Origin of the sequence: Sphingopyxis flava (assembly GCF_900168005.1) — a bacterium.
In the GTDB taxonomy this organism is placed as follows: Bacteria; Pseudomonadota; Alphaproteobacteria; order Sphingomonadales; family Sphingomonadaceae; genus Sphingopyxis; species Sphingopyxis flava.
In genome coordinates, this window is the sequence record NZ_FUYP01000001.1 from 226,066 (window position 1) to 247,004 (window position 20,939).

31 protein-coding genes and 2 tRNA genes are annotated in these 20,939 nt (G+C 63.4%); 11 read left to right on the plus strand and 22 right to left on the minus strand.

Going from position 1 to position 20,939, the window contains the following annotated elements:
- Window positions 1-9: 9 nt before the first annotated feature.
- On the minus strand, window positions 10-2,364 hold the full coding sequence (locus tag B5X69_RS01135; RefSeq protein ID WP_079636843.1) for a CDC48 family AAA ATPase: 2,355 nt from the start codon (window positions 2,362-2,364) through the stop codon (window positions 10-12).
- Between the two features lie 166 nt (window positions 2,365-2,530).
- On the opposite strand from B5X69_RS01135, the gene B5X69_RS01140 reads away from it, so the two are divergent.
- Entirely contained in the window at window positions 2,531-3,409 is an 879-nt protein-coding gene (locus B5X69_RS01140; protein WP_079636844.1) for a LysR substrate-binding domain-containing protein, read from the plus strand.
- A gap of 65 nt (window positions 3,410-3,474) precedes the next feature.
- On the plus strand, window positions 3,475-3,852 hold the full coding sequence (locus tag B5X69_RS01145) for a hypothetical protein (protein WP_079636845.1): 378 nt from the start codon (window positions 3,475-3,477) through the stop codon (window positions 3,850-3,852).
- Window positions 3,853-3,882: 30 nt separating this feature from the next.
- Here B5X69_RS01145 and B5X69_RS01150 read toward each other — a convergent pair.
- Window positions 3,883-3,957: transfer RNA gene (locus tag B5X69_RS01150), tRNA-Thr, on the minus strand.
- Between the two features lie 117 nt (window positions 3,958-4,074).
- Here B5X69_RS01150 and B5X69_RS22195 point away from each other — a divergent pair.
- On the plus strand, window positions 4,075-4,203 hold the full coding sequence (locus tag B5X69_RS22195) for a hypothetical protein (protein ID WP_281250911.1): 129 nt from the start codon (window positions 4,075-4,077) through the stop codon (window positions 4,201-4,203).
- Here B5X69_RS22195 and B5X69_RS01155 read toward each other — a convergent pair.
- Together B5X69_RS01155 and B5X69_RS01160 are read right to left on the minus strand one after the other, a co-directional pair.
- Window positions 4,193-4,507: a DUF1905 domain-containing protein gene (locus B5X69_RS01155; protein WP_079636846.1), complete on the minus strand. Its 315-nt coding sequence runs from the start codon at window positions 4,505-4,507 to the stop codon at window positions 4,193-4,195. The two genes, B5X69_RS22195 and B5X69_RS01155, sit on opposite strands and share 11 nt — an antisense overlap.
- A gap of 3 nt (window positions 4,508-4,510) precedes the next feature.
- A complete protein-coding gene (locus B5X69_RS01160) occupies window positions 4,511-5,569 on the minus strand; it encodes a peptidylprolyl isomerase (protein ID WP_079636941.1) in 1,059 nt (352 codons plus the stop codon).
- A 77-nt stretch (window positions 5,570-5,646) separates the two neighbouring features.
- On the opposite strand from B5X69_RS01160, the gene B5X69_RS01165 reads away from it, so the two are divergent.
- Together B5X69_RS01165 and B5X69_RS01170 are read left to right on the plus strand one after the other, a co-directional pair.
- Window positions 5,647-5,737: transfer RNA gene (locus B5X69_RS01165), tRNA-Ser, on the plus strand.
- Between the two features lie 164 nt (window positions 5,738-5,901).
- Window positions 5,902-7,338: a tyrosine-type recombinase/integrase gene (locus B5X69_RS01170; protein ID WP_079636847.1), complete on the plus strand. Its 1,437-nt coding sequence runs from the start codon at window positions 5,902-5,904 to the stop codon at window positions 7,336-7,338.
- Between the two features lie 608 nt (window positions 7,339-7,946).
- Here B5X69_RS01170 and B5X69_RS01175 read toward each other — a convergent pair.
- The 18 genes from B5X69_RS01175 to B5X69_RS01255 form a co-directional block, all read right to left on the minus strand.
- Window positions 7,947-8,780 carry a hypothetical protein gene (locus B5X69_RS01175; protein ID WP_139375609.1) on the minus strand — a complete coding sequence of 278 codons (834 nt, stop codon included), beginning with the start codon at window positions 8,778-8,780 and terminating at the stop codon, window positions 7,947-7,949.
- Between the two features lie 115 nt (window positions 8,781-8,895).
- Window positions 8,896-9,231 (minus strand): hypothetical protein, encoded by a 336-nt coding sequence (locus B5X69_RS01180; protein ID WP_079636849.1) that lies wholly within the window; start codon window positions 9,229-9,231, stop codon window positions 8,896-8,898.
- Window positions 9,224-9,562 carry a helix-turn-helix domain-containing protein gene (locus B5X69_RS01185; protein ID WP_079636850.1) on the minus strand — a complete coding sequence of 113 codons (339 nt, stop codon included), beginning with the start codon at window positions 9,560-9,562 and terminating at the stop codon, window positions 9,224-9,226. Before B5X69_RS01185 ends, B5X69_RS01180 begins: the two co-directional genes overlap by 8 nt.
- Window positions 9,562-9,954: a hypothetical protein gene (locus B5X69_RS01190; RefSeq protein ID WP_079636851.1), complete on the minus strand. Its 393-nt coding sequence runs from the start codon at window positions 9,952-9,954 to the stop codon at window positions 9,562-9,564. Before B5X69_RS01190 ends, B5X69_RS01185 begins: the two co-directional genes overlap by 1 nt.
- A complete protein-coding gene (locus B5X69_RS01195) occupies window positions 9,951-10,490 on the minus strand; it encodes a hypothetical protein (protein WP_079636852.1) in 540 nt (179 codons plus the stop codon). The genes B5X69_RS01190 and B5X69_RS01195 overlap by 4 nt, the downstream gene beginning before the upstream one ends.
- A complete protein-coding gene (locus B5X69_RS01200; protein ID WP_079636853.1) occupies window positions 10,490-10,738 on the minus strand; it encodes a hypothetical protein in 249 nt (82 codons plus the stop codon). The genes B5X69_RS01195 and B5X69_RS01200 overlap by 1 nt, the downstream gene beginning before the upstream one ends.
- Window positions 10,739-10,790: 52 nt before the next feature.
- Window positions 10,791-10,994 (minus strand): helix-turn-helix transcriptional regulator, encoded by a 204-nt coding sequence (locus B5X69_RS01205; protein ID WP_079636854.1) that lies wholly within the window; start codon window positions 10,992-10,994, stop codon window positions 10,791-10,793.
- A complete protein-coding gene (locus tag B5X69_RS01210) occupies window positions 10,991-11,584 on the minus strand; it encodes a hypothetical protein (RefSeq protein ID WP_079636855.1) in 594 nt (197 codons plus the stop codon). Before B5X69_RS01210 ends, B5X69_RS01205 begins: the two co-directional genes overlap by 4 nt.
- Entirely contained in the window at window positions 11,581-12,690 is a 1,110-nt protein-coding gene (locus B5X69_RS01215; RefSeq protein WP_079636856.1) for a phage Gp37/Gp68 family protein, read from the minus strand. The genes B5X69_RS01210 and B5X69_RS01215 overlap by 4 nt, the downstream gene beginning before the upstream one ends.
- Window positions 12,683-12,907 (minus strand): hypothetical protein, encoded by a 225-nt coding sequence (locus tag B5X69_RS01220; protein ID WP_079636857.1) that lies wholly within the window; start codon window positions 12,905-12,907, stop codon window positions 12,683-12,685. The genes B5X69_RS01215 and B5X69_RS01220 overlap by 8 nt, the downstream gene beginning before the upstream one ends.
- Window positions 12,904-13,374, minus strand: coding sequence for a peptide deformylase (locus B5X69_RS01225; protein ID WP_079636858.1), 471 nt, complete (start codon window positions 13,372-13,374; stop codon window positions 12,904-12,906). The genes B5X69_RS01220 and B5X69_RS01225 overlap by 4 nt, the downstream gene beginning before the upstream one ends.
- Complete coding sequence (locus B5X69_RS01230) at window positions 13,374-13,613, minus strand: hypothetical protein (protein ID WP_079636859.1); 240 nt, start codon at window positions 13,611-13,613, stop codon at window positions 13,374-13,376. Before B5X69_RS01230 ends, B5X69_RS01225 begins: the two co-directional genes overlap by 1 nt.
- 163 nt (window positions 13,614-13,776) lie before the next feature.
- Window positions 13,777-13,995 (minus strand): hypothetical protein, encoded by a 219-nt coding sequence (locus B5X69_RS01235; RefSeq protein ID WP_079636860.1) that lies wholly within the window; start codon window positions 13,993-13,995, stop codon window positions 13,777-13,779.
- The gene (locus B5X69_RS01240) at window positions 13,992-14,267 is read right to left on the minus strand and encodes a LexA family protein (RefSeq protein WP_176141472.1); all 276 of its coding nucleotides are present in this window, start codon (window positions 14,265-14,267) and stop codon (window positions 13,992-13,994) included. Before B5X69_RS01240 ends, B5X69_RS01235 begins: the two co-directional genes overlap by 4 nt.
- Window positions 14,264-14,392 (minus strand): hypothetical protein, encoded by a 129-nt coding sequence (locus B5X69_RS22200; protein ID WP_281250912.1) that lies wholly within the window; start codon window positions 14,390-14,392, stop codon window positions 14,264-14,266. Before B5X69_RS22200 ends, B5X69_RS01240 begins: the two co-directional genes overlap by 4 nt.
- Before the next feature lie 101 nt (window positions 14,393-14,493).
- Entirely contained in the window at window positions 14,494-14,913 is a 420-nt protein-coding gene (locus B5X69_RS01245) for a hypothetical protein (RefSeq protein ID WP_079636862.1), read from the minus strand.
- Between the two features lie 21 nt (window positions 14,914-14,934).
- Window positions 14,935-15,324 carry an HIRAN domain-containing protein gene (locus B5X69_RS01250; RefSeq protein WP_079636942.1) on the minus strand — a complete coding sequence of 130 codons (390 nt, stop codon included), beginning with the start codon at window positions 15,322-15,324 and terminating at the stop codon, window positions 14,935-14,937.
- Between the two features lie 10 nt (window positions 15,325-15,334).
- A complete protein-coding gene (locus tag B5X69_RS01255) occupies window positions 15,335-16,060 on the minus strand; it encodes an XRE family transcriptional regulator (RefSeq protein WP_176141473.1) in 726 nt (241 codons plus the stop codon).
- Window positions 16,061-16,154: 94 nt separating this feature from the next.
- Here B5X69_RS01255 and B5X69_RS22395 point away from each other — a divergent pair, with 94 nt between their 5' ends.
- The 6 genes from B5X69_RS22395 to B5X69_RS01285 all read left to right on the plus strand — a co-directional run bounded on the left by B5X69_RS22395 (window position 16,155) and on the right by B5X69_RS01285 (window position 20,864).
- Complete coding sequence (locus B5X69_RS22395; protein ID WP_079636943.1) at window positions 16,155-16,412, plus strand: helix-turn-helix domain-containing protein; 258 nt, start codon at window positions 16,155-16,157, stop codon at window positions 16,410-16,412.
- A 145-nt stretch (window positions 16,413-16,557) separates the two neighbouring features.
- Window positions 16,558-17,028 (plus strand): hypothetical protein, encoded by a 471-nt coding sequence (locus B5X69_RS01265; RefSeq protein WP_139375611.1) that lies wholly within the window; start codon window positions 16,558-16,560, stop codon window positions 17,026-17,028.
- A gap of 53 nt (window positions 17,029-17,081) precedes the next feature.
- Complete coding sequence (locus tag B5X69_RS01270; RefSeq protein ID WP_079636865.1) at window positions 17,082-17,351, plus strand: DUF2312 domain-containing protein; 270 nt, start codon at window positions 17,082-17,084, stop codon at window positions 17,349-17,351.
- Between the two features lie 2 nt (window positions 17,352-17,353).
- Entirely contained in the window at window positions 17,354-19,969 is a 2,616-nt protein-coding gene (locus tag B5X69_RS01275) for a DNA methyltransferase (RefSeq protein ID WP_079636866.1), read from the plus strand.
- On the plus strand, window positions 19,966-20,337 hold the full coding sequence (locus B5X69_RS01280) for a hypothetical protein (RefSeq protein WP_079636867.1): 372 nt from the start codon (window positions 19,966-19,968) through the stop codon (window positions 20,335-20,337). The genes B5X69_RS01275 and B5X69_RS01280 overlap by 4 nt, the downstream gene beginning before the upstream one ends.
- Window positions 20,334-20,864: a hypothetical protein gene (locus B5X69_RS01285; protein WP_079636868.1), complete on the plus strand. Its 531-nt coding sequence runs from the start codon at window positions 20,334-20,336 to the stop codon at window positions 20,862-20,864. The genes B5X69_RS01280 and B5X69_RS01285 overlap by 4 nt, the downstream gene beginning before the upstream one ends.
- The last annotated feature ends 75 nt before the right edge of the window (window positions 20,865-20,939 follow it).

A 20,939-nucleotide genomic window follows, 5' to 3' on the forward strand; every position in this document is an offset into this window, starting at 1 on the left:
TTCAGATCGTCAGGTGATTCCACCTGACTTGAAAACACTCTCGCCGCGCGCCTCGTCGGCGTGCTTTTGCTCGCGCACGGGCTTGAGCATACCCGGCGCGAAAAAGCCGATGGGGTTCACGCTCATCGCCTGCTGCTTGATCTCACCCTGGATCTTTTCATAGTCGCGCTCCATCGCCTCGGTCACCGAGGCGCGCGTATCCTTGAGCGCGGTCTCGAAATCCTCCATCGTCACGCTCTCGCTGGTCATCGAGCGCTTGAGCGCTGCAAGACCCGCCCGGCGAACGAGATCTTCAAGATCCGCCCCCGTGAAGCGCTCGGTGCGCGCGGCGAGCGCGTCGAGATCGACATCGCTTCCGAGGGGCATCTTCATCGTGTGGATTTCAAGGATGCGTTTGCGCCCTTTCGCATCGGGGACGGTCACATAGATGAGCTCGTCGAGCCGCCCGGGGCGAAGCAGCGCGGGGTCGATGAGGTTCGGCCGGTTGGTCGCGCCGATCACGACAACCGACTGCATCTCCTCGATCCCGTCCATCTCGGCAAGGATCGTGTTGACGACGCGCTCGGTGACCTGGGGCTCGCCCGCCGTGCCGCTGCCGCGCGCGGGCACCAGGCTGTCGAGTTCGTCGATGAAGATGATCGTCGGCGCAACGGCGCGCGCGCGCGCGAAGAGCCGGGCGATCTGCTGCTCGCTTTCGCCATACCATTTGGAGAGAAGATCCGACGATTTGATCGCGATGAAATTGGCATCGGACTCGCGCGCCGCCGCCTTGGCAAGCAGCGTCTTGCCCGTGCCGGGGGGACCATAGAGGAGGAAGCCCTTGGCGGGACGAATGCCAAGCCGGCGGAAGGCATCGGGATGCTTCAAAGGCAGCTCGATGCCCTCGATCATCTTGCCGCGTGCAGCGTCAAGTCCGCCGATGTCGCTCCACCGCGTCTTTGGTGCCTGCACCATCACCTCGCGCATCGCGGAGGGCTGAACGCGCTTCAGCGCATTGTTGAAGTCCTCGCGCGTCACCCGTAGCTCGTCGAGCACCTCGGGCGGGATTGTTCCCTCCGACAGATTGAGCTTGGGCATGATCCGCCGCACCGCCTCGATGGCGGCCTCGCGAGTCAGCGCGGCCATGTCGGCGCCGACAAAACCGAACGTCGTGCGCGAGAGCTCGGCAAGGTCGACATCCTCGGCAAGCGGCATGCCGCGCGTGTGGATTCCGAGAATCTCGCGGCGCCCGCTTTCGTCGGGCACTCCGATCACGATTTCGCGGTCAAAGCGGCCCGGCCGGCGCAAAGCCTCGTCGATGGCATCGGGACGGTTGGTGGCCGCGATGACGACAAGATTGGTTCGCGGCTCGAGCCCGTCCATCAGGGTCAGGAGCTGCGCGACAAGCCGCTTTTCAGCCTCGCCCTGAACCTGTCCGCGTTTTGGCGCGATCGAATCGATCTCGTCGATAAACAGGATCGAGGGCGCCGCCTTTGCAGCCTGTTCGAACACGTCGCGCAGGCGTTTTTCGGACTCACCGTAAGCCGATCCCATGATCTCGGGCCCGTTGATCAGGAAGAACTGCGCCTCGCTCTCGTTCGCGACCGCGCGCGCAAGGCGGGTCTTGCCCGTTCCCGGCGGGCCGTGGAGCAGCACTCCGCGGGGCGGGTCGACGCCAAGGCGGCGGAAGAGCTCGGGATAGCGCAGCGGCAACTCGACCATCTCGCGAAGCTGGTCGATCGTCTCGCCGAGTCCGCCTAGATCGTCATAGGTGACATCGGTGCGGCGGGTTTCCTGCGGCTCCTGATATTCGGGAAGCAGTTCAACCTCGGTATTCTCGTCGATGTAAACGACGCCCTTGGGGCTTGCAGACACGACGCTGAGTCGGACCTCGGCGAGCGCGTAGGCAGGAGCGTTCAACATCTGGCGAAGCTGCGGGGGCATATCGCCCGCCGATACCCGCTGCTGACCCGCGGTCGCGACCGTATCGCCCGCGACAAGCGGTCGGCCGAAAAAGCTGCGTTTGAGCGCGATCGCCGAGCCCTGGAGGCGCAGATTCTCTTGGGCGGGCGCAAACACCACGCGGGTCGCCGGGCGCGTCTCGGCACGGCTGAGGACAACCATGTCACCCGCGCCCGCGCCCGCATTGGCGCGCTGGAGGCCATCGAGGCGGACGACTTCAAGCCCTTCATCTTCAGGATAGGGCGCCATGACCCGCGATGCCGTCACCCGCTTCCCGCTGAGCTGGATCACATCACCCTCGGTCACGCCGAGTTCGGCCATCGCCGCGCGCGGGATGCGCGCGATGCCGCCCCCGCTTTCCTCGGCGCGGGCATTTGCTACCTGGAGCTTGACTTGCTTTTCTTTAACCGGTGCGTCGGCCAAGATGTGTCTCCCGCAAAATAGTCAGAATGCCGAAGATAGGACGGGCGTTCCCTTATTTCGAGCCCCCGCTGCACGATGTGCTTCCCATGGGCCTTTATACCGCACCGCAGCAAATGCCTCTGGCGCGCGCGCTGCTCTCATGCCATCACCTCGCGCGAGAGACATCATGGCACGCCTTCCCCCCTTGAGCAGCATGGAAGCCTTTCTGGAGGTCGCCCGTCACGGCACGGTGAAGGCGGCCGCGAGCCAGCTCGGTCTTTCGATGCCGGCACTCTCCCGCCGGATCCAGACTCTCGAGCATGCGGTCGGGCGCCCGCTCTTTGACCGTCATCACCAAGGTCTGCGGCTGACCGAGGCGGGCCGGACGCTGCAGGGGCAATTGGCGCCGATCCTCGATGATCTGCGCGGCGTCATCGCACGGGTCGGCAGCCCCGACGCCACGCTGCGCCTCCACCTCAATGTTTTGCCGCTTTTCGCGCAGCAGCGACTTTTCCCTCGCCTGCCCGAACTGCGCCAGAAATATCCTGAACTCCATATCGACATCGACACGCTCTCGCACGGCGAGGCTCGGCTCGGCGAGGGGCTCGATGCCGCGATCGCGCTCGCGCGCGCGATCGATCCCGCACTTTATGCTGCGCGTCTCGACCAGGACAAGATTTTCCCGATCGCTGCGCGGACTCTCACTGACGGCGACCGCCCGATCACCGTACCGGAACAGCTCCAGCGGCTGACCATCCTCCTCCACCGCGAAATGCCGGAGACATTCGCCGAATGGAAGCAGGCGATCGGCATGCCCTATCTAGAGGCAGCAGGGATCGATTTCTTCGATTCGGGACCGCTGATGCTTGAAGCCGCAGCGCAAGGGATCGGCGTTGCCTTCATGCACGGCCATCATTTCGACTATGCGCAGGATCCCCGCCTGACCCGGCTCTTCGATTTCGATGTCGACAGTCCCTACAGCTACTGGTTCGTCTGCCGCCCCCGCGCGCTGCGCCAGCCGGCGGTCAAGCTCTTCCATGACTGGCTGCTCGGCGCAAAAATATAGATTCACGGCGCGTTCAGCCCGCAAGGTGGAACATCCTTTCGACCCGTCGGCTGCGGAGGCCCCTGATGCCCCTGATCCTTGCTTCTGCCCATTTTCTGGCTTTGCCGGCGACAGCGGCGGCACAGTTTGTCGCAGGCCCCGTTCCTGTTCCTCAGCCGATGCCGGGAATCACCGACCGCGGGACGCTGCCCACCCTCCCCTCGCCCGGCCACCAGCTTGGCGAAGCGCGCGAGCGCATCAAGGCGGGCCGCGCGCGGGGCGAACTTACGAAGCGGGAAGCGCGTGCATTGGGACGCGATGCTGCCATGATCGAAAGGCTCGCCGACCGTTATGGCGCCGACGGGCTGTCCAATTCCGAGCGGCGCGAGCTCGACATGCGGACCGAGGTTCTGCGCACGCTGACCGCCGCGCAGCGCTTGCACGGCGGGACCAGTCGGCCGTGAATGATATCTCGTGAAAAAAATGCTGAATAATGGTGCTGCTGGAGAGGATTGAACTCTCGACCTCACCCTTACCAAGGGTGCGCTCTACCACTGAGCTACAGCAGCAGCCGGGGCCCTTGCGACGCATCGCCGCCGGGCAGGCGCGGCCTATGGCGGGGCGCCCCGCCGCTGTCAAGGTGCGAGACTTGACGAGGTCGCGATTTCACAGGCATGGCGCGGGCAATGAGCAAGCCGCCTTCTCCCGCCGACCTAGAACGCGAGCGACGCCTCGCCGAGGCACTGCGCGCCAACCTCAGGAAACGCAAGGCGCGCGCCCGCGAAGAGAAAGCCACGGACAAGACTAAAGATTGACGGTCACCGTCACTGCGCCGCCTTCGCTCAGTCCTTCGGCTTTGCGGATCGCGGCCTTGACCGGCAGGAGCCAGCCGCCGCTTTCGCGATGCGGAAAAACCGAGGTTGTCCAGCTGCTGCCACCGATCCGCGCTTCGACGCGGGCCGACCCGAACCCGCGCCGTCGGTCGAGCCATTGCCCTGATATGGCCGCGAGGCGCACCCTGTCGGCCGGCTCACCCTCGATAGTGACGAAATACCATGCGCCCGGCGCAGTTGCCGACTGCCAGCGCCAAAGCGGAGCCGTGACGGTGATGCTTTCCAAGACCTATTTCGCCGCGACGGGTCGGATCGGCACCGGGATATTGCAGATATCCACCCCGCCCGCGGGTTTTATGAAAAAGGGGTCACGCCGATCGGCGCGCGCCGCTACATAGCGGGCAAAACTCTCGCTCTTGCTCGAAAGATATTCGAAATGCGGCCGGCCGGCCTCTGCCAGATCGCTTGCGAGGCGGACCGAGATGATCGGGACGCGCTGCGCGGGGTCATTGTAGACCCCGAGCGGCGCTGGCCCGCGCGGCAAGCTCGACAGATGCTCGATCCCACTGATCACGCGGCCCACGAGCGCGATGTTCCGGTCAAGGTGCCGCGGGGCGTGGCCGATGACGGCGTAGAGCTCGGCGCCGCTGCCCGTATTGGGCGACATATCGCGCGCAACTCCTACCATGCCATAGCAGTGGACCGGCCACATGGGAGAGCCAGCCTCTTCTTCCGGTCCCCCGGCGAGCGGCCATCCCTCGTGGAACTCGACCCACGATGCGTAGGGGTCGCGCTCATGCCAGCCCTGCGGCGCGGCCGCTGTGCGTGTCACCCCAATCGCAATCTCCCCCAACCGGTCCCGCTCGTCTGCAAGGTCAGCTCCCATTGCGGCGATATCGGCGGAATCATCGGCCGATGCGGCCTGGGCAATCGACATGGCCGTGGTCGCATATTCGCTCTCCGGCGCCGCCACCAGCGCATCTGGCAGCGGCTTGGCATTCGCCGGGTCGTCGCCATCGGCATCGCCCCATTGGGCAACATAATTGTCCTGTACCCGGTAGATACTGGCGCCATCCCACCAGTGAGCAGCGGCAAGCTTTCGGATATTGCCGATCCAGCCCTGGCTGAACGGCGCCGGCATCAGTTGTATGACAACGCGCCGCTCGCTGCCCGCCGCGTCTCTCGCAAGGTCCATGACCAGCAGGTCGGAAGGTGCGATCGCGGTCCATTCCTCAGCCTTGGCCGCATCGACGATCTGCCCCGGCGAAAGCGGAGTTTCGGCGTCTTGCGCGTGCGCAGCAGAATAAAGGGCGAAGGCCGTGGCGGCGGCAGCGAGCAATTGCTTCATCATGCCTGTCTGCCATGTCCAATCGGCTTGCGAAAGCCCTGCCAAGCGACTAGGGCCCGCCTTCATCCAGTGCATGCGGAGCGGTGGCCGAGTGGTCGAAGGCGCTCGCCTGGAAAGTGAGTATACGGCAAAACCGTATCGAGGGTTCGAATCCCTCCCGCTCCGCCAACTGGCCTTCCCCAGCCGTTCTTATCCGTTCACTCATCCCGGTTTTCTGCCACTTTTCGGCCGATCCGGTCATTGAACCCGTTCGAGGTCGTTCACAGGCGTTCACAAGCCGATATGGTATTTCGCATGGTATCGCGGCGCGGATCTATGGTATAGCGCCCTCGATGCTGAACGATGCGAAGATCAAGGCCGCCAAGCCGAAGGCCGCCGCGTACAAGCTCGCCGATTCCGAGCAGCTCTATTTGTTCGTTTCGCCCGCCGGCGGAAAGCACTGGCGGATGAACTACACTTACGGCCGGAACCTCAAGGGCAAGCCCGCACAGAAGACGCTTGCGCTCGGCTCCTACCCTGCCGTGACCCTGCTCGATGCCCGCGCCAAGCGCGATGCCGCCAAGGCGATGCTGCGGGAGGGGCGCGACCCGGCCGTCGAGCGCCGCGTCGCCGCGAAGGCGAAGGCGCTCAGCAATGCAAACACCTTCGAGGCCGTCGCTCTGCAATGGTTCGAGCTCAAGAGCGGCTGGTCGGTGGAGAAGTTCAAGGCCTGGCGCGATGCGCACGATGGCGGCTGGTCGCCGCGCGATTCGCGGCATTGGGTCGAGCGCCCACGCGCCGGCTGGTCCGTTGTGCACGCGGGAGACGTCTTTCGCTCGCTCGAGCGCGACGTCTTCCCGGAGATCGGAGACCTTCCGATCACCGAGATCGAAAGCCCCAGGGTGCTCGAGGTTCTCAACATCATCGTGCAGCGGGGTGCCATTGAGACGGCGCACCGCGTCTGCCAGCGCATCAGCGACGTCTATATTTACGCGATCCCGGCCGGCATCGCGAAGCGAAACCCTGCCGCGAGCATGGCAAAGGCCCTGCCGAGGGTGCCGCCCGCGAAGAAGCAGGCCGCCATCATCGATCGCATCGAGAAGAACGAGGATCGGCTGCGCGCCGTGCGGCAGCTGCTGATCGACTGCGAGGCGCTCCGCACGCGCGCCGGTACCAAGTTCGCCCTGCGCCTGCTCGCCCTCACCGCGGTTCGCCCGGGCGAGCTGCGCGGCGCGCGCTGGGAAGAATTCGAAGGCCTGGACGGCCCGGAGCCGCTGTGGCGCATCCCCGCGGCGCGCATGAAGGGCGACGCGGAGCGAAAGCTCGAGGAAGCCGGCGATCACCTGGTGCCGCTGGCGCGACAATCTGTCGAGGTGCTGCAAGCGCTTCGGCAGCTAAGCGGCCATCTCCCCCTGCTCTTCCCCAGCGAGCGGCACGCGCACCGGCCGATCTCCGAGAACACGCTGCGCGCGCTCCTGATCCGCGCCGGATATGAGCAGCGCCACGTCCCGCACGGTTTCCGCGCGACAATGAGCACGATCATGAACGAGGCGCCCGGCCGGCAGAAGAACGACCGCGCTATCATCGACCTGATGCTGGCGCACGTCCCGAAAGACAAGGTCGAGGGCGCCTATAATCGCGCGGCCTACATGGGACGGCGGCGCGAGCTCGCCCAGGAATGGGCCGACATGCTTCTGGAAGGCATGTGGGATCCGCATGTCCACCTCGGCCAGCCTATTCGGAACGCTGACAAGTCGCCCAAGGGGCCGAGAGCGAAGGCTGCTGCCTGAGCTCGACTTAGAGATTCCGCATCGAATCGGCGGCCGGCACAGTAACCACCGCTGGGTTTCTTATGTTTAATTCTTCGCGAGCAACGCTTGAGCTTCCCCACTTGGTAAATCGACGATTTACCGATGCAAAAAGTTTACACCGCCAGACGGCGAGCGGCAAGATGGCTGAAAACATAGGAATTCCGCTGGTCAGGACTTAAAATCGGCGATGTACCGAATCAATTTATCGACGAATGGAGTCATTCATTCGCCATTTACCGTCTTGCATCGCCGGGCCAGCACGTCACTATAGATGGTGGTACAGCCCAAAGGACACCGTTCTTGGGTTTCACCAAAGCGAAAGGCGGCCAATCCAAGATCAGCCGCCTTACGATCGGCCCCGCACGCCAACCTCGCCAAAGGATCGTGCGGACTACCCTGGCCCCTTCCACAAGGGCATGTGAGCAACGGCGCGCTTCCATTCCAACCGGCGGCGCGCCGTTGTGCATTCAGGTTTAAGCAAATTCTGACCGCATCGTCAAAAGCAATTGCGAAGGGCCGCGCTCTGAATGCGACCAACTGGGGAAACGACGCGATCCTCTATGGTCCGCTAGTAAGGACCTGAAGCGTCAATTATCTAGGAGATCGTCCCCGGGATCGCCGTCAATCACGGCGTGAACCTCGGTCACTCGATAGGCCAAAGGTTTCCCCGTCGCGCTAGTTTCGACATTTACACTGACGTCGAACAAGGCGCGAAAGATGTTCCCTTCCAGTTGAATTTTCTCGTGCCGCATCCGCTGCTCTGCCAAGTCAGATGCATACAGGATCGGCATTGCCCTCGGCGCAATGCTGTCTATGACGCCGCGCTCCCCTCCCTTCTTTCCGGGCTTGCCTGCTTCAACGCTGGGCCTGACAAACCTCAGGAGCGCCCGCTCCTGGTTCTCCCCCGAACTGGCTTCCAGTTCGCGGCGGTGATCCGCTATTTCCTCCGCCGCCCGCCTGGCCTCATCCGTGGAAAACTGAAAAACAGCCCGGACGTTTCTCTCTCCGTCTTCGAACGCCGCCGCCTCGAGCCGAGCAGTCCCGTTTGGGTCACTGGCGATCGCTTCAGTGACTCGCAGAAAGTCGGCGAGATCGCCCTTAGAAACGCCTTCTGCTCGTCCGCCCCTTTTGAAATATTTGGAAAATCGGCCGCCAAAATCCTCTACGAAGTCCGTAAAAATTTGGACCTTTTCCATTACGTCGATCACGGCGCTTACGGCGGCAAGTAGAGTCCCGCCTCCAACAAAAGTGACCAGGTCGGCTTCAATGCAGCCAGCACGCACCTCTTTGACAAAAAACTCGCTGTCGCTTTTTAATTCCGGATACTCGCGCGCAACAAATTTCTCAAACTGCGAGCCGACACCGACAAATTGCGATACAAAGTCAGAAAGTGCAATTGGCTGGCTATTGTCCAGCTTCAAGCGAATGTGCGCGCCATCTTCCCCCATAGCCTCGTTGTATAATACTCTTGTCAAAGCGCAACTCCTATCGGGGTAGTGCTATGCGCCCAGGCAAGGGTGACAGTTTTTGTCATGCTCAGCGTCTCCCCCGCTTCTTTTGCGAGATCTCGCCCAAGCTGCGCACGTCGGCCGGATGCACGATGCTCCCGTCCTGCGCGTGCCAGGTCAGGTTGTGGCGCTGAAACCAGCCCGGGGGCAGTTCCCAGATGCCGCCGACCATGAAGGTCTCAAGGTCGCGCGGGTTCTCGACGAGATAGCCCAGGAGACCGCCGGCGGTCTCCATTGCGCCGACGCCAGCTTGTGCCGCCAGATTGGTGGCGACCTCGGCAATCCGATCGAGAACGACTTGCGCGTCGTAGCGTTTGGGTGGTGCGAACTGGCCGCCCAAGCGCATCGAATAGCGGTCACGCATTGGGTGCGTCCCCTTTCGTTTGGTGGGCCTTGAGGGCGGCATCTACTTGGATCGCAATCTTCATTGCCTCGGGGTGCAGGCTCGTTGCTCCTGCCTCGATCCCGACCAAATCGGCGAACGTCCATCCGAGCGCACGACACAAGCCGAAGGTCGTGCGAAGCGTCGGGTTCTTGTTCTTGCCGTTCTCGATTTCCCAAACGTAGGATTTCGTCAGCCCCGCGCGTTCGGCAACCTTGTCAAGCGACAGGCCCAAGGCCTTGCGCCGATCCCTGACACGCTGCCCGTAACCGGCAATCTGCGCGTCAAAATCGTCTACCGTCGGTATATCCATCACCGCGCATCTCCTTCGGGGGCGAGGGCGCCGCGTGGAGCGGCGTTAATAGCTGCGAGGATCGCCTCCCTATCGCCCCCGTCAGTTTCGCGATTGAAGTGCAGGCACAGGATGCGCTTGTTGCCAGGGTCTGCTGAGATCGCGCGAATGTCGCGTAGGGGGCGCAGCGGCTCGGTTTCATCAACCTCCTGTGCGGGGGTGGCGGAGAGGGCGGCTTTGGCGACGGACAAGGCTTGGTGAGCATCGTGGGCGCGGAAATTCTCTGCGCCGTTGCCCGCCTCCGAACTGGACTTCATCAGTCCTTTCGCCAGCATCAAGTTGTGGTTGATCCATTTCAACGCACGGTCGGCTTCCGCCTGCGTCACGTGCACAGGCCCAGCAGTGTCGGTCATTGCCCCGCCTCCCCCGATGTTTCGGGCGCATCGCTTTCAGCGACCGCGCTCTCGTGAACGGCACCCGTTCCGGTTGCCGCCCTACGGGCTTCGATCGCTTGCGCGTCTATGGTCTCATATCCGCGCACGTCGATTGCCCACGCATCCCTGTATCCGTGACGGTCAAGCCATGCCTCCATTGTGGCAGTAAGCTCTCGCTCCAGCTCGCGGCACGCTTCATCGCCCCACGCGGCGGACGGTCCTTCGTCTTCCGGCCCGTATTCGTAATTGGCGTCATCGAAATCCTCCGCAATGCGGTCAATGTCGAAATGCAGGGCTTGATATTTGAACCTCTCGCCTTGACAGATCAGAAACGGCTCACCGCAATATTCTGCGATCCCCGCGTCAATTGCCTGTTCGCGCGTGTCGCTCCGGGAATGGAGATATTCTTCATTTTGAGTGTGCCACCACCCCGCGCTAGGGATGCCACTCTGCGAAGCCGGAACGGCTGAGGCCGTCAGGCTGGCAGCCCGGTCGGCGATAGCCGAAGCGCCCATCACGCATCCCCCCGCTTACGCCGTCTCCGCTCTGCATCGCGTGCGAGTTTGTTGCGCCAGCGTTCGGCGTCGTCCTTGGTGGCTTCAACGATGGCGCCAAGGTCGTTGGCGATCTGCTTCCATTCGTCGATCTCAACCGCCTGCTGTGCGAGGTCTTGGACGGCCAGCTTGAACTTGGCTTCCCAATCCTTCGCCGCTTTCACGCGCATAAGACCGAGCGCGGAGAGTGTCTTGTCGAGTAGGGTCACTGTTTTCCCGGCGCGCTTATTAGGCTGACCGCCGTCTCCTGGTTGAGAATTGCTAAGCGGCCTCGCGCTGAGCGAGCTGCGCGTCCTTCCAGGCGCGGACCTCGATCTCGCTCCAGCGCGACGAGGATCCGCCGGGGTGGCAGGGCTTCGGGAAGGTGCCCTGACGGATCCAGCGATAGATGATCGTCTTGCCGTAGCCGACGATGTTCATCACCTCCGCGAGCGGGATGAGGCGGTCGTTGGCAGGGTCAGTCATGCGTCGATGTTCCTTTGTTCGACGGTGAACGTGACGGCGGCGACCCAAGGGTTAGCCTCCCATGCGCCGGCGCCGTTGATGCTGTTCCAAAGGGCTGCGTATGCCTCGACCGGATCTTCACAGCTTTCCTCGATCAGCGTGACGCCCTCCTGGACGGCATCGACTTCGCTGCATTCCTGCAGCCGCTCGACGCGGACCTCGGTCACAGTGAGGGTGAGGCGCGACGCCCATCGCGGCATGTGCATGCCGGCGCGGCGGCGACCTACGCGAGATCCGTCGGCTTCGGTCCAATTGAAGGTCGCGTCGTCAGCCTTGTATCTCAGCGGCTCGTCACCGCCCATCTCGGACGGGGCGAGGTCGTCATAGGCCGGCGTCGTAAACCATTCCTCGCGGACATAGAGGCGATCGCCTACCGCAAACCGAGCGTGAATTTCTTGGCCGGTTGCCATGTCAATGATCGTCTCGCAGTCGCCGGCGTTATCGATGTCATCGCCGGGCTGCGGGTTCAGAATGCGCCGCGTCTGCGTCTTGCGGCCTTCGAGCAGCGCGCGGACCATCGGGGCGGAGAAGAGGATGGGTCGGTCTGTCATGCCACAGCGCTCCCTTGCTCAACGGGTGCGCACCACGGCAGCGCGTCGTGGGTTGCGCCGTCGAGGGCGCGGCCGGCGGCTTTCTTGCTGACCAGTTGCATCGGATGCCCATCGTCGGCGCGGCGGCCGTCGACGGTGAGGCGGATGAACCCACCTTGGTTTGTAGGCCATTTGCCGTCGCCGTGGCCTCGCAGCGGAACCCAATTGCCCCACTGCTTGAAATGGAAATTGACGCCTGCCGCCGCGCACTGGTCGCGCAGGCTGCGCGCCCAATCGGGGTGCATCGGCCGGGCGCCGGGGCCGCTTTCGCCGCCGACGATCACGCCGTCGATTTTTCGAGCAGCCAGAATATCCGTTTCGGAACTGCAAACGCGCCGCGTCATCACGCGACCTTCATGACCTGGGCGAACAGGCCGAAACTCCGCGCCCCAGCCCATGCCGTCGATCCAATTGCAGCCCAGTAGGGCGTCGATCACACCGTCTTTTTCTTCGTCGGGCTCGGCAATCCATCGCAAATCTATCGGGCCAAGCAACGGCTCGCACGAAAGGAAGCGCCCAGCCGCCGGTGTCGCCAGCAGATCAGGAATGCGCTCGTCGGCGCGCACCTGATCCTCGACCGAAACGCCCAACCACAGGTTGCGGATCGGCTGATAGAGTTTCGCGTCCGGGCCAAGGCCATAGAAGCTGTTGATATCCGCCGGCAGGCGGGTCAGCTTCTCCATGAACTCGCGCATCCGCGCCGACCGCTTCGTCAGCACAAGATGCTTATGGTGCCGGGTCCGCTGGATGACCTCGAACATTTCCCAGAGCCAATCGTCGGGCACCGCGTCGTGGAAAGTGTCGCCGTGCGCATTCCAGAAGATAACGCGCGGGCGCTTCCAGCGAAGCGGCTGCAGCAGCGCGGGCTCGTGCAGCCTTACCGTGCCGTTCCAGACCGGGCCGGTCTTGGTCTGATCGGTCAGCCCCTCGCGGGAGGGATGATTGCGCAGCCGCGTGCCGGCGAGCTTCATCGCGTAGCAGCGGATGCAGCCGGGCGAGAGGATAGAGCAGCCGTTGATCGCGTTCACGGTCGCGTCTGCCCATTCAATCGGCGTGTTGTCAGCCATCGGCCTTGTCCTCTTCGTGCAGCCGCGCCCTGAGGTCGTCGGCAATGATGCGATAGAGCCGTGCAGCCCAACGAGATTTCGAGCGATCTGCGCGGTGGTCGAGCCACGCGGGCAGGTTCAGCAGCGAGGCAATCGTGCTGGCGAGCGCGGGGCTCGTGCAGTCCGCGACGTGCTCGCCATCCCGCAGGACTTCCTTTCCGGATGCGCGGTACTTCATGCAGGTTCCCGATCCGTGATTAGCGTGCCGTCGAGATGGTCGATCTCATGCTGCAGAACCCGGGCCCATGCGCCAGAAAACCCCTCGGCGTGTCGGTTGCCGATAATATCCTGCCATTCGATCTCGCATTTCGCCGGGCGCGAGACTTTTCGCCACTGAGATGGCGGAACGGACAGGCACCCTTCCATCTCAACAGCGAACCGATTGAGCGTGCGAGTGATAACGGGATTGACCATCGCCAGCCCCTTCCCGTCGGCAGTTGCGACAATGACGCGAACCGGAACGCCGATCTGGATGGCCGCCAGGCCGCGGGCACGCCGCGCCTGGACGATCTCGATCATGTGGCGAACCAGTGCCGCGAGATCATCGTCGAATTTCTCGATCTCGACTGAGCGCTGCCGCAGGAAAGGGGCGCCATCCATTAGAATGGCGTGTGCGGCCTTCAAAGAGGAGAGCGATATTTCCATCACGTCGCTTCCTTCACCGCCGACGGCCGGTCGAGCGCGACTTCCGCCTCGATCTCCGAAATGCGCCCAAGCACGCGAAGGATCGCGTCGCGCTGCTGCAGCATCCCCTCCGCGGGGTTCGCGTGGAAGTCGGCGACGAGCTTCTTGCCGATGTCCTTGAGAGCAGCGTCGAGCGCCTGCCGCTCGGTGTGGAAGAGCTGCCCCCCATGTTCGAAGGCCGTGACCTGGTTGACGCACATCAGCGTGCTCCTTTTGCAATGTAAGACCGGGGCCCGCGCGCGAGCGCCTCCCGGCTGAGATATTCAGAAAGTCCGCCGCCCCCGCGTGGATGGAAACAGGGACGGCGGCAGGCTGACCCGGCGTGGATGGCTCGCAAGGTGGCCGGGGGTTCGGTTAGAAGGGTCATGGTTCGACGACCGGCTTGCCGGCGGCATCGAAGGTGCAGCCCCGCTGAATGACGATCGCTCGGCCGCTGCCGACGCGCAGGCGCCAACCGTGAGCGCACGCCTCGATCGCGGCGATTTCTTCGCCAACGAGCTCAGCAAGGTGTGTGGGCTGCTCGCGCAGTTCGTCCTCGACGGAGGCGAGGCAAGCCGCGAGAGTACGGGTGCCGCCTGTCACAGCACCGCCTCCCCTCGCCGCGCGAGCTCGTCGCGCAGCACCTGACTGGGCACCGCGGTCAGCAGCGGCACATCGGCGAGCAAGACGTTGCGGGCCTTGTGAGGTTCGCGCACCAGCGCTCCCTGGCGGACCAGCGATTCCACTATGCGGTGGGCGCTGCTCTTGGCCGTCATGCCAAGATGGGCCGCGATTTCGTCGAGCGTCGGGGCGCAGCCCGCGGTCACGATGTTCTCGCGGATGAAATCGAGGACGCGGAGTTCCTTGCGGGTCACCGGAGCACCGCCAGTAACGTAGGAACGCCAAAGGCCAGCGCCGCGAAGATCACCGCCGCGAAAGCGAACGTGCGGTCGCCCGTGAATTCGGCGGTCAGATCGGTGCTGGGATCAGCGGGGTACATCGGGGGCTCCGTCGTTGTGACGGTGCCCTTATATTCCTCTAGGAATATTCCGCAAGCATAAAAATGCCCATAGGAATAGTTTTATTCCCGGGCGCCTTCCCCTACTCTTTCGGGGTGATCGCGCGGAGGATGGCGCCGACCGCGATGCAAAAGACGCCGAGCCCGAGCCCAGCCAAGCTGCCCGCGATCGCCATCCCTTTCTGAAACATCATGTCGAGGTTTGCGATCTCCGAAGGTCCCGTCGATCCCAAGATCGCGGCCCCGTAGGTCGACACGGTGGTTTTCATGCTGATCGAGACCGCCAAAGCTGCGACGCTGCAAATCGTAAGCATCCAACCCGCCAACGACCATCCGCCGCCCGGATCGGTCTTTAGAGCAACCGGCACCTGGGGGAGCTGCTGTGCGGCAGGCGCATCCGAGGTCACGCTCGGAGGCTTCCCATCGGGATTCGCAAGCACGATCCACGCGATCAGAATGACTACAATCGCAATTACGCTCGCTATCCAGAGATCGTCGCTCACATTGCCCTCCCCTGATAATCGTCAATCGTCCGGCCAGATCTCATCAGGCCACCATTCTTGTTGTTGCACCTCTTCGGCTCGTCTCGGCGGCAGCGTGGGCACCTCCCCGCCAAAGGCAATACGAGCGAAGGGTCTGCCCCCCGGTTGCCCCTGAAAAATCGCCCTCACCTCACCCCGGCGCATCATCATGCCCACGTACGGGGCACGCTCTGCCGGTAGATACCCCATCTGGATGCCGTCGCCGGACATTACGGCGATGGCGTTCTCATCATGTTCATTCTCCGGCTCGGGCTTGAGCTCGATTGGGTCGCCCGGCGCGCATAGCTCGATTGCGAAACGTCGGGACGGAGCCTTGCGCCCCTTGTTGGGAAACTGGCTCCCGACGATCGGCAGAGTAATTTGCGCCGGCAATTGTCGCCCCTCAGTGTCGCCTTCCTGACCAGACCACGCGACCAATAATACGTATCATCGCTTTCGGATAGGTCCGCACGCGAGCAGGATGATCCGGGTTGTCGGAAACGACCTCGATCATGCCTTTCTCGGGCGACGGCATGAGACGCTTGACCGCCCCGGCCCCGTCGATCGTGATCGCATACACTCGATCCGCGCGCTTGAGCTCATTCTGGTCTAGGTCGATCAGAACGTCGTCCTGGTCTCCGATCGTTGGCCTCATGCTGTCGCCGACCCCGCGGCCGATGATGAGGCGCTCAAAAGGCGCTGGCGAAATCGCGCTCAACCAATTCGCGTCAAAGGACACTTCGGTTTCCTCGAACCACTCGGCCAGGTCCGTGCCCTCGCCCATTGCCAGCTCGAGATTGAGGCATTTGAGCTTGACCGCGCCAACGTCGTCATAGGCTCCGCGAGTAGGGAACTGCTCGGGCGCGCGCTTGAGATCCAGAGGTCGGCCGTTCGGGCCGCGGGCGCCGCCTGCTTTTGGCACCCAGTCCAGGTCCCGGAATTCCCGCTCGCTGACACCAGCGAGCTCAGCCAGGGCTGAGAGGTTGTCACCCTCCGGCGCGGTCGCCCCCTTCTCCCACTTGGATATGTTGGCCTGTTGGGTGCCGATCGCTGCCGCGAACTGCGTCTGGTTCATGCCCAGGCTGTGGCGAAGGGCCGCAATATTCTGTGCGAGAATGGGTTTGCTCATGCGCGACGCATAATCCAACCCCCTGCACAATTCTAATTCCCCAAGGAATATTCCTGCTTGCATATTTATTCCCGTGGGAATATCACCCGTGTTCATGGACAATCTCCGAGACATCAGGCGCCAGCTCGGGCTGACGCAAATCGAAATGGGCGAGCAGCTTGGACTGGATCAGTCCACGATCTCGCGGTTTGAGAGCGGTGCGCTGGCGATGGACAAGCGGACAAAGCTCGCGGTCCAAGCCCTGCTTGCAGCGGTCGCGACCTGCGGCGTCTGCGATCGCCGTGCGTCCGACCCCGCGTGTTTGGCCTGCACGGCCCCCGACTGCGGCCTCCGCCAGAGGGAGGCCGCGTGACCAAGTTTTCCGGCACTGACGCCCCCTATCGGAGGTGCCGGACAGCGCGGCGGGAGTTTTCCCCCACGATTCCTCGCTCCCGCCGCGCTGATTGAAATCTGTCTGTTCCATGCGGCGAAACTGCCGCAACAACGAGTGCTATCCAATGGAAAACATAGGTGCTTTTTCCGCTCCTGCTGTAAAAATGCTGATCTCCGACACCCTCCGGATGTACGTCGGCGGCTACGGCAAACGCTTCACCTGGCCGGAGCTCGCCGACGCGACTTTCGACGCCAACGGCGACCTGAAGACATGGGAGCGCCGCCTGCGCAGCTATGTCGAGGACGGCGGGCCCCTGATGCCGCTCGATGTCTTCATGCGCGTATTCGCTGCCCTGCCCCCGCAGGCCTTCCAGCGCGTCGCGACCCGCATGGGTTTCAGCACCGCCCCGATGGAGGTCGACGGCGCCGCCACTGTGCGCCGCGCCGGCGTCGTGGCCGCGCGGATCTCGCAGAAGGTGGCCGAAGCGCTCGAAGACGGAAGGATCGATCACGGCGAACTCGCCGGCATCATCAGCGAGGTCAACGAAGCAACCCCGGTCTTCAATTCCATCGCGGGCGGGTCCGCCCCGCACTGACGGCGGTTTCCCCACCCAAACAGCCCCTCGCGGGCAACTAAGGAGCGAAAGCTATGAGCGAAGCTGCGGTTTCGGACGAACAACTGCGCCTTTTTGTCGAGAGGATCGAGCGCCTCGAAGAAGAGAAGAAGGCGCTCGGCGAGGATATCCGCGACGTCTACAGCGAGGCGAAGGCGCAAGGGTACGATACCAAGATCCTTCGCAAGGTCATCCGCCTGCGCAAGATGAGCCCGCATGATCGCGCCGAGATGGACGCTCTGCTCGAGATCTACTGCAACGCGGTCGGCATCCAGCTGAACCTGCCTCTCGCCGCGGCGGCGTGACCATGACGGCGGAGAATTATCAAAGCTTCCTCGAAGCCAAGATGCCGGTGGCACCGCTCGCCGGCCTTCCCTGCTCACTCGAGGACGTACCGACCCACTTGGTCGACGGCCGCCCTATCAAGGATCACCAGCGCCATATCGTGCGATGGGCGGTCGAGGGCGGCCGCCGCGCGCTGTTCGAGGCCTTCGGGCTCGGCAAGTCGATCCAGCAACTGCTGATTGCCAACATCATCCTCGATAAGCTCGAGGCCGACCCTGATCGCGACCCTTCGGCGCCGAACATGGGCCTGATCGTCTGCCCGCTCGGCGTGCGCCGCGAATTCATGAAGGATGCGGCTCTGCTCGGGATCACGGTTCATTTCGTCCAGAGCGATGCGGAGATCGACGCCAAGGGCGATTACTGCGCCATCCACATCACGAATTATGAGAGCGTCCGCGAGGGGAAGATCGACGTCAGCCGGTTCAACGTCGCCTGCCTGGACGAAGCGTCGGTGCTGCGCAGCTATGGCAGCAAGACCTTTCAGGAGTTCCTGCCGCTCTTCGAGGCCGTGCCCTATCGCTTCGTCGCGACCGCCACACCCTCCCCCAACCGCTACAAGGAACTGATCCACTATGGCGGCTTTCTCGGCATCATGGACACAGGCCAGGCGCTTACGCGCTTCTTCCAGCGCAACAGCGAGAAGGCGAACGACCTCACGCTCTATCCGCACAAGGAAGATGAATTCTGGCTCTGGCTGAACAGCTGGGCGGTCTTCCTTCAGCGCCCGTCAGATCTCGGCTTCAGCGACGAAGGTTATATCCTTCCTGAAATCGAGGTGCGGTGGCATTGCGTCGAAGCCGATATCAGCGACGCCGGCGCCGACAGCAACGGACAGGGGCGCCTCATCCGCGACAACGCGGTCGGCGTTGTCCAGGCTAGCCGCGAGAAGCGCCGCACCATGGATGCCCGCATCGCGAAGGTCGCCGAGATCATCGCCGCGGATCCCGACGATCATTACATCATCTGGCACGACCTCGAGGATGAACGGCGCGCCATCACCGCGCTAGATATTCCCGGCCGGGACCGGATCGCCGCAGTCTATGGGTCTCAGGACCTGGACGAGCGCGAGGCGATCGTCGGTGATTTCAGCGACGGCCGGATCAAGGACCTCGCCGCCAAGCCGGTGATGCTCGGCTCCGGTACCAACCTGCAGATGCACTGCCACCGCGAGATTTTCGCGGGCATCGGTCACAAGTTCAACGACTTCATCCAGGCGATCTATCGCGTCCAGCGCTTCGGGCAGACCCGGCCCGTCATCGTCGACGTCATCTATGCCGAAACCGAGGAAGAAGTCCGGCGCGTGCTTCTCGAAAAGTGGGCGCTCCACGAAGAGCTCACGGCAAAGATGAGCACGATCATCCGCAAATACGGCCTCACGCACGTCGCGGCCGCCGATGTCGCGAGCCGGAGCATCGGTGTCGAGCGCGCCGAAGCCCGCGGCGAAGGCTGGATCCTCGCCCATAACGACTGCGTCGAAGAAGCGCGGCTGCTCGAGGAAAACAGTCTCGACCTCATCGTGACGTCGATCCCCTTCTCCAACCACTATGAGTACACGCCGAGCTACAACGATTTCGGGCACACCGACAACGACGCGCACTTCTTCGAGCAGATGGATTACCTGACGCCGGAGCTATATCGCGCGCTCCGCCCCGGCCGGCTCGCCTGCATCCATGTGAAGGACAGGATCCTGTTCGGCGCGGTCACCGGCGAAGGCGTGCCGACCGTCAATCCCTTCCATGCCAAGACGCTGTTCCATTACCAGCGCCACGGCTTCCAGTTCATGGGCATGATCACGGTCATCACCGATGTCGTGCGCGAGAACAACCAGACCTACCGGCTCAGCTATTCGGAGATGCTGAAGGACGGCACCAAGATGGGAGCCGGAAGCCCCGAATATATCCTGCTGATGCGCAAGCCCCAGAGCGACCGAAGCCGCGGCTATGCCGACAAACCTGTCGCCAAGTCGCCCGAGGAATACAGCCTTGCGCGCTGGCAGATCGACGCGCACGCTTTCTGGCGCTCATCGGGCGATCGTCCACTCTACCCCGCCGAGCTCGAGGCCGTGGCGCCGCGCTTCGCGGAGATGGGCGTCGGCCCGCTGGTCAAGACATTCACCACCGAAAGCCGCGATCTGATCTATGACGCTGAGGCGCATGTCGCGATCGGCGAGGCTATCGAAGCACGCGATCCGAATGACGGCCGGGGCCACCTGCCCCGCACCTTCATGTCGCTCGCTCCTGGCAGCCATCACCCAGATGTCTGGGACGACGTCGTCCGGATGAAGACGCTGAACGCCGAGCAGGTGCAGAAGGGCCGCGAAAAGCACGTCTGCCCGCTTCAATTCGATATCGTCGACCGGCTGATCGACCGCTTCAGCATGAAGGGCGAACTCGTCTACGATCCCTTCTGTGGCCTCGGGACAGTTCCCATGCGAGCGATCATGAAGGGGCGCCGAGGCCGGGGCAGCGAGCTCAACCCCGACTATTTCCGGCACAGCTGCCTGTACCTCTCCGAGGCCGAGCGCGAGATCGCCGTTCCCTCGCTGTTCGACATGCTCGAACTGGAGGCCGCGGCATGACGTGGCTGAGCCGCCTATTCGGACAGCGCCGAACCGCGCCACCGCCGCCGCGCGACATGCGCAATATGAACGAGGATTGGAAGGCGGGAGATCTCGCCAGGTGCGTGGCGCATTACTTCGTTCCTGGAACGCCTGAGGATCCGCACTTCGGGGACATCCTGCGTGTCTCGGAAGTGTATCAAGGGTCAATCTTGGGGCGACATGCGCTCGCCTACGGGCTGCGCTTTCACGGAAAGTCATCGCCCCACGGATGGATCTGCACAGCGTTCATCAAGATCAAACCGGAGACCACTGCAGACGAGGTGGAAGACGGTATCATCGCCAAGATTAAGCGCGCCGCCCGCAAGGGCGCGGGAGTGGACGCATGAACCTTCCCGTTCCCACCTGTGCCGACTGCGGTGTCGCCCGCTTCTCCACCAAGCCGAAGAAGTCGCCTTATTGCCGGCGATGCATCGGGCGCCACACCGGCCGCTCGCCAGCGCGCCGCGCGAAGTGCAGTGCGGCGATGAAAGCGTATCTCGCCGACCCGAACGCGCTCGCTGCTCACGCTAAGCGCACCGGCGACGGCCTGCGCCGCGCTATAGCCGAAAACCCGGAATTCGCCGAGAAGCGCCGCGAGCTCGGCCGCATGATCGGCAAGACGCGCCTCGGCGTGATGAACCGGCCGGCCGGTTGCCCTTCCCGAATTCTCGCGGGGCGCCGCTCGGGCGCGACAAAGCTCGCATGGTGCCCTGTCGAGTACCGGGATGATTATCGCCGCCTGGTAAAGAGCCAGGGCCTCAAGGCTGCTGAGGCCCGCAAGGTGATCGAGGACCAGATCGCGGCCGATGCAGCACGCTTTGCCGCGACCGGCGTCTTGCCGCAGTCGCGCCGCAACGAAGGCGCTCCGGCATGACGGCCCCGGCGATCACGACGCGCATGCAGCGCGACTTTGTCCGCCGCCATCTCGGTGTGCGGCTTCACCACATCT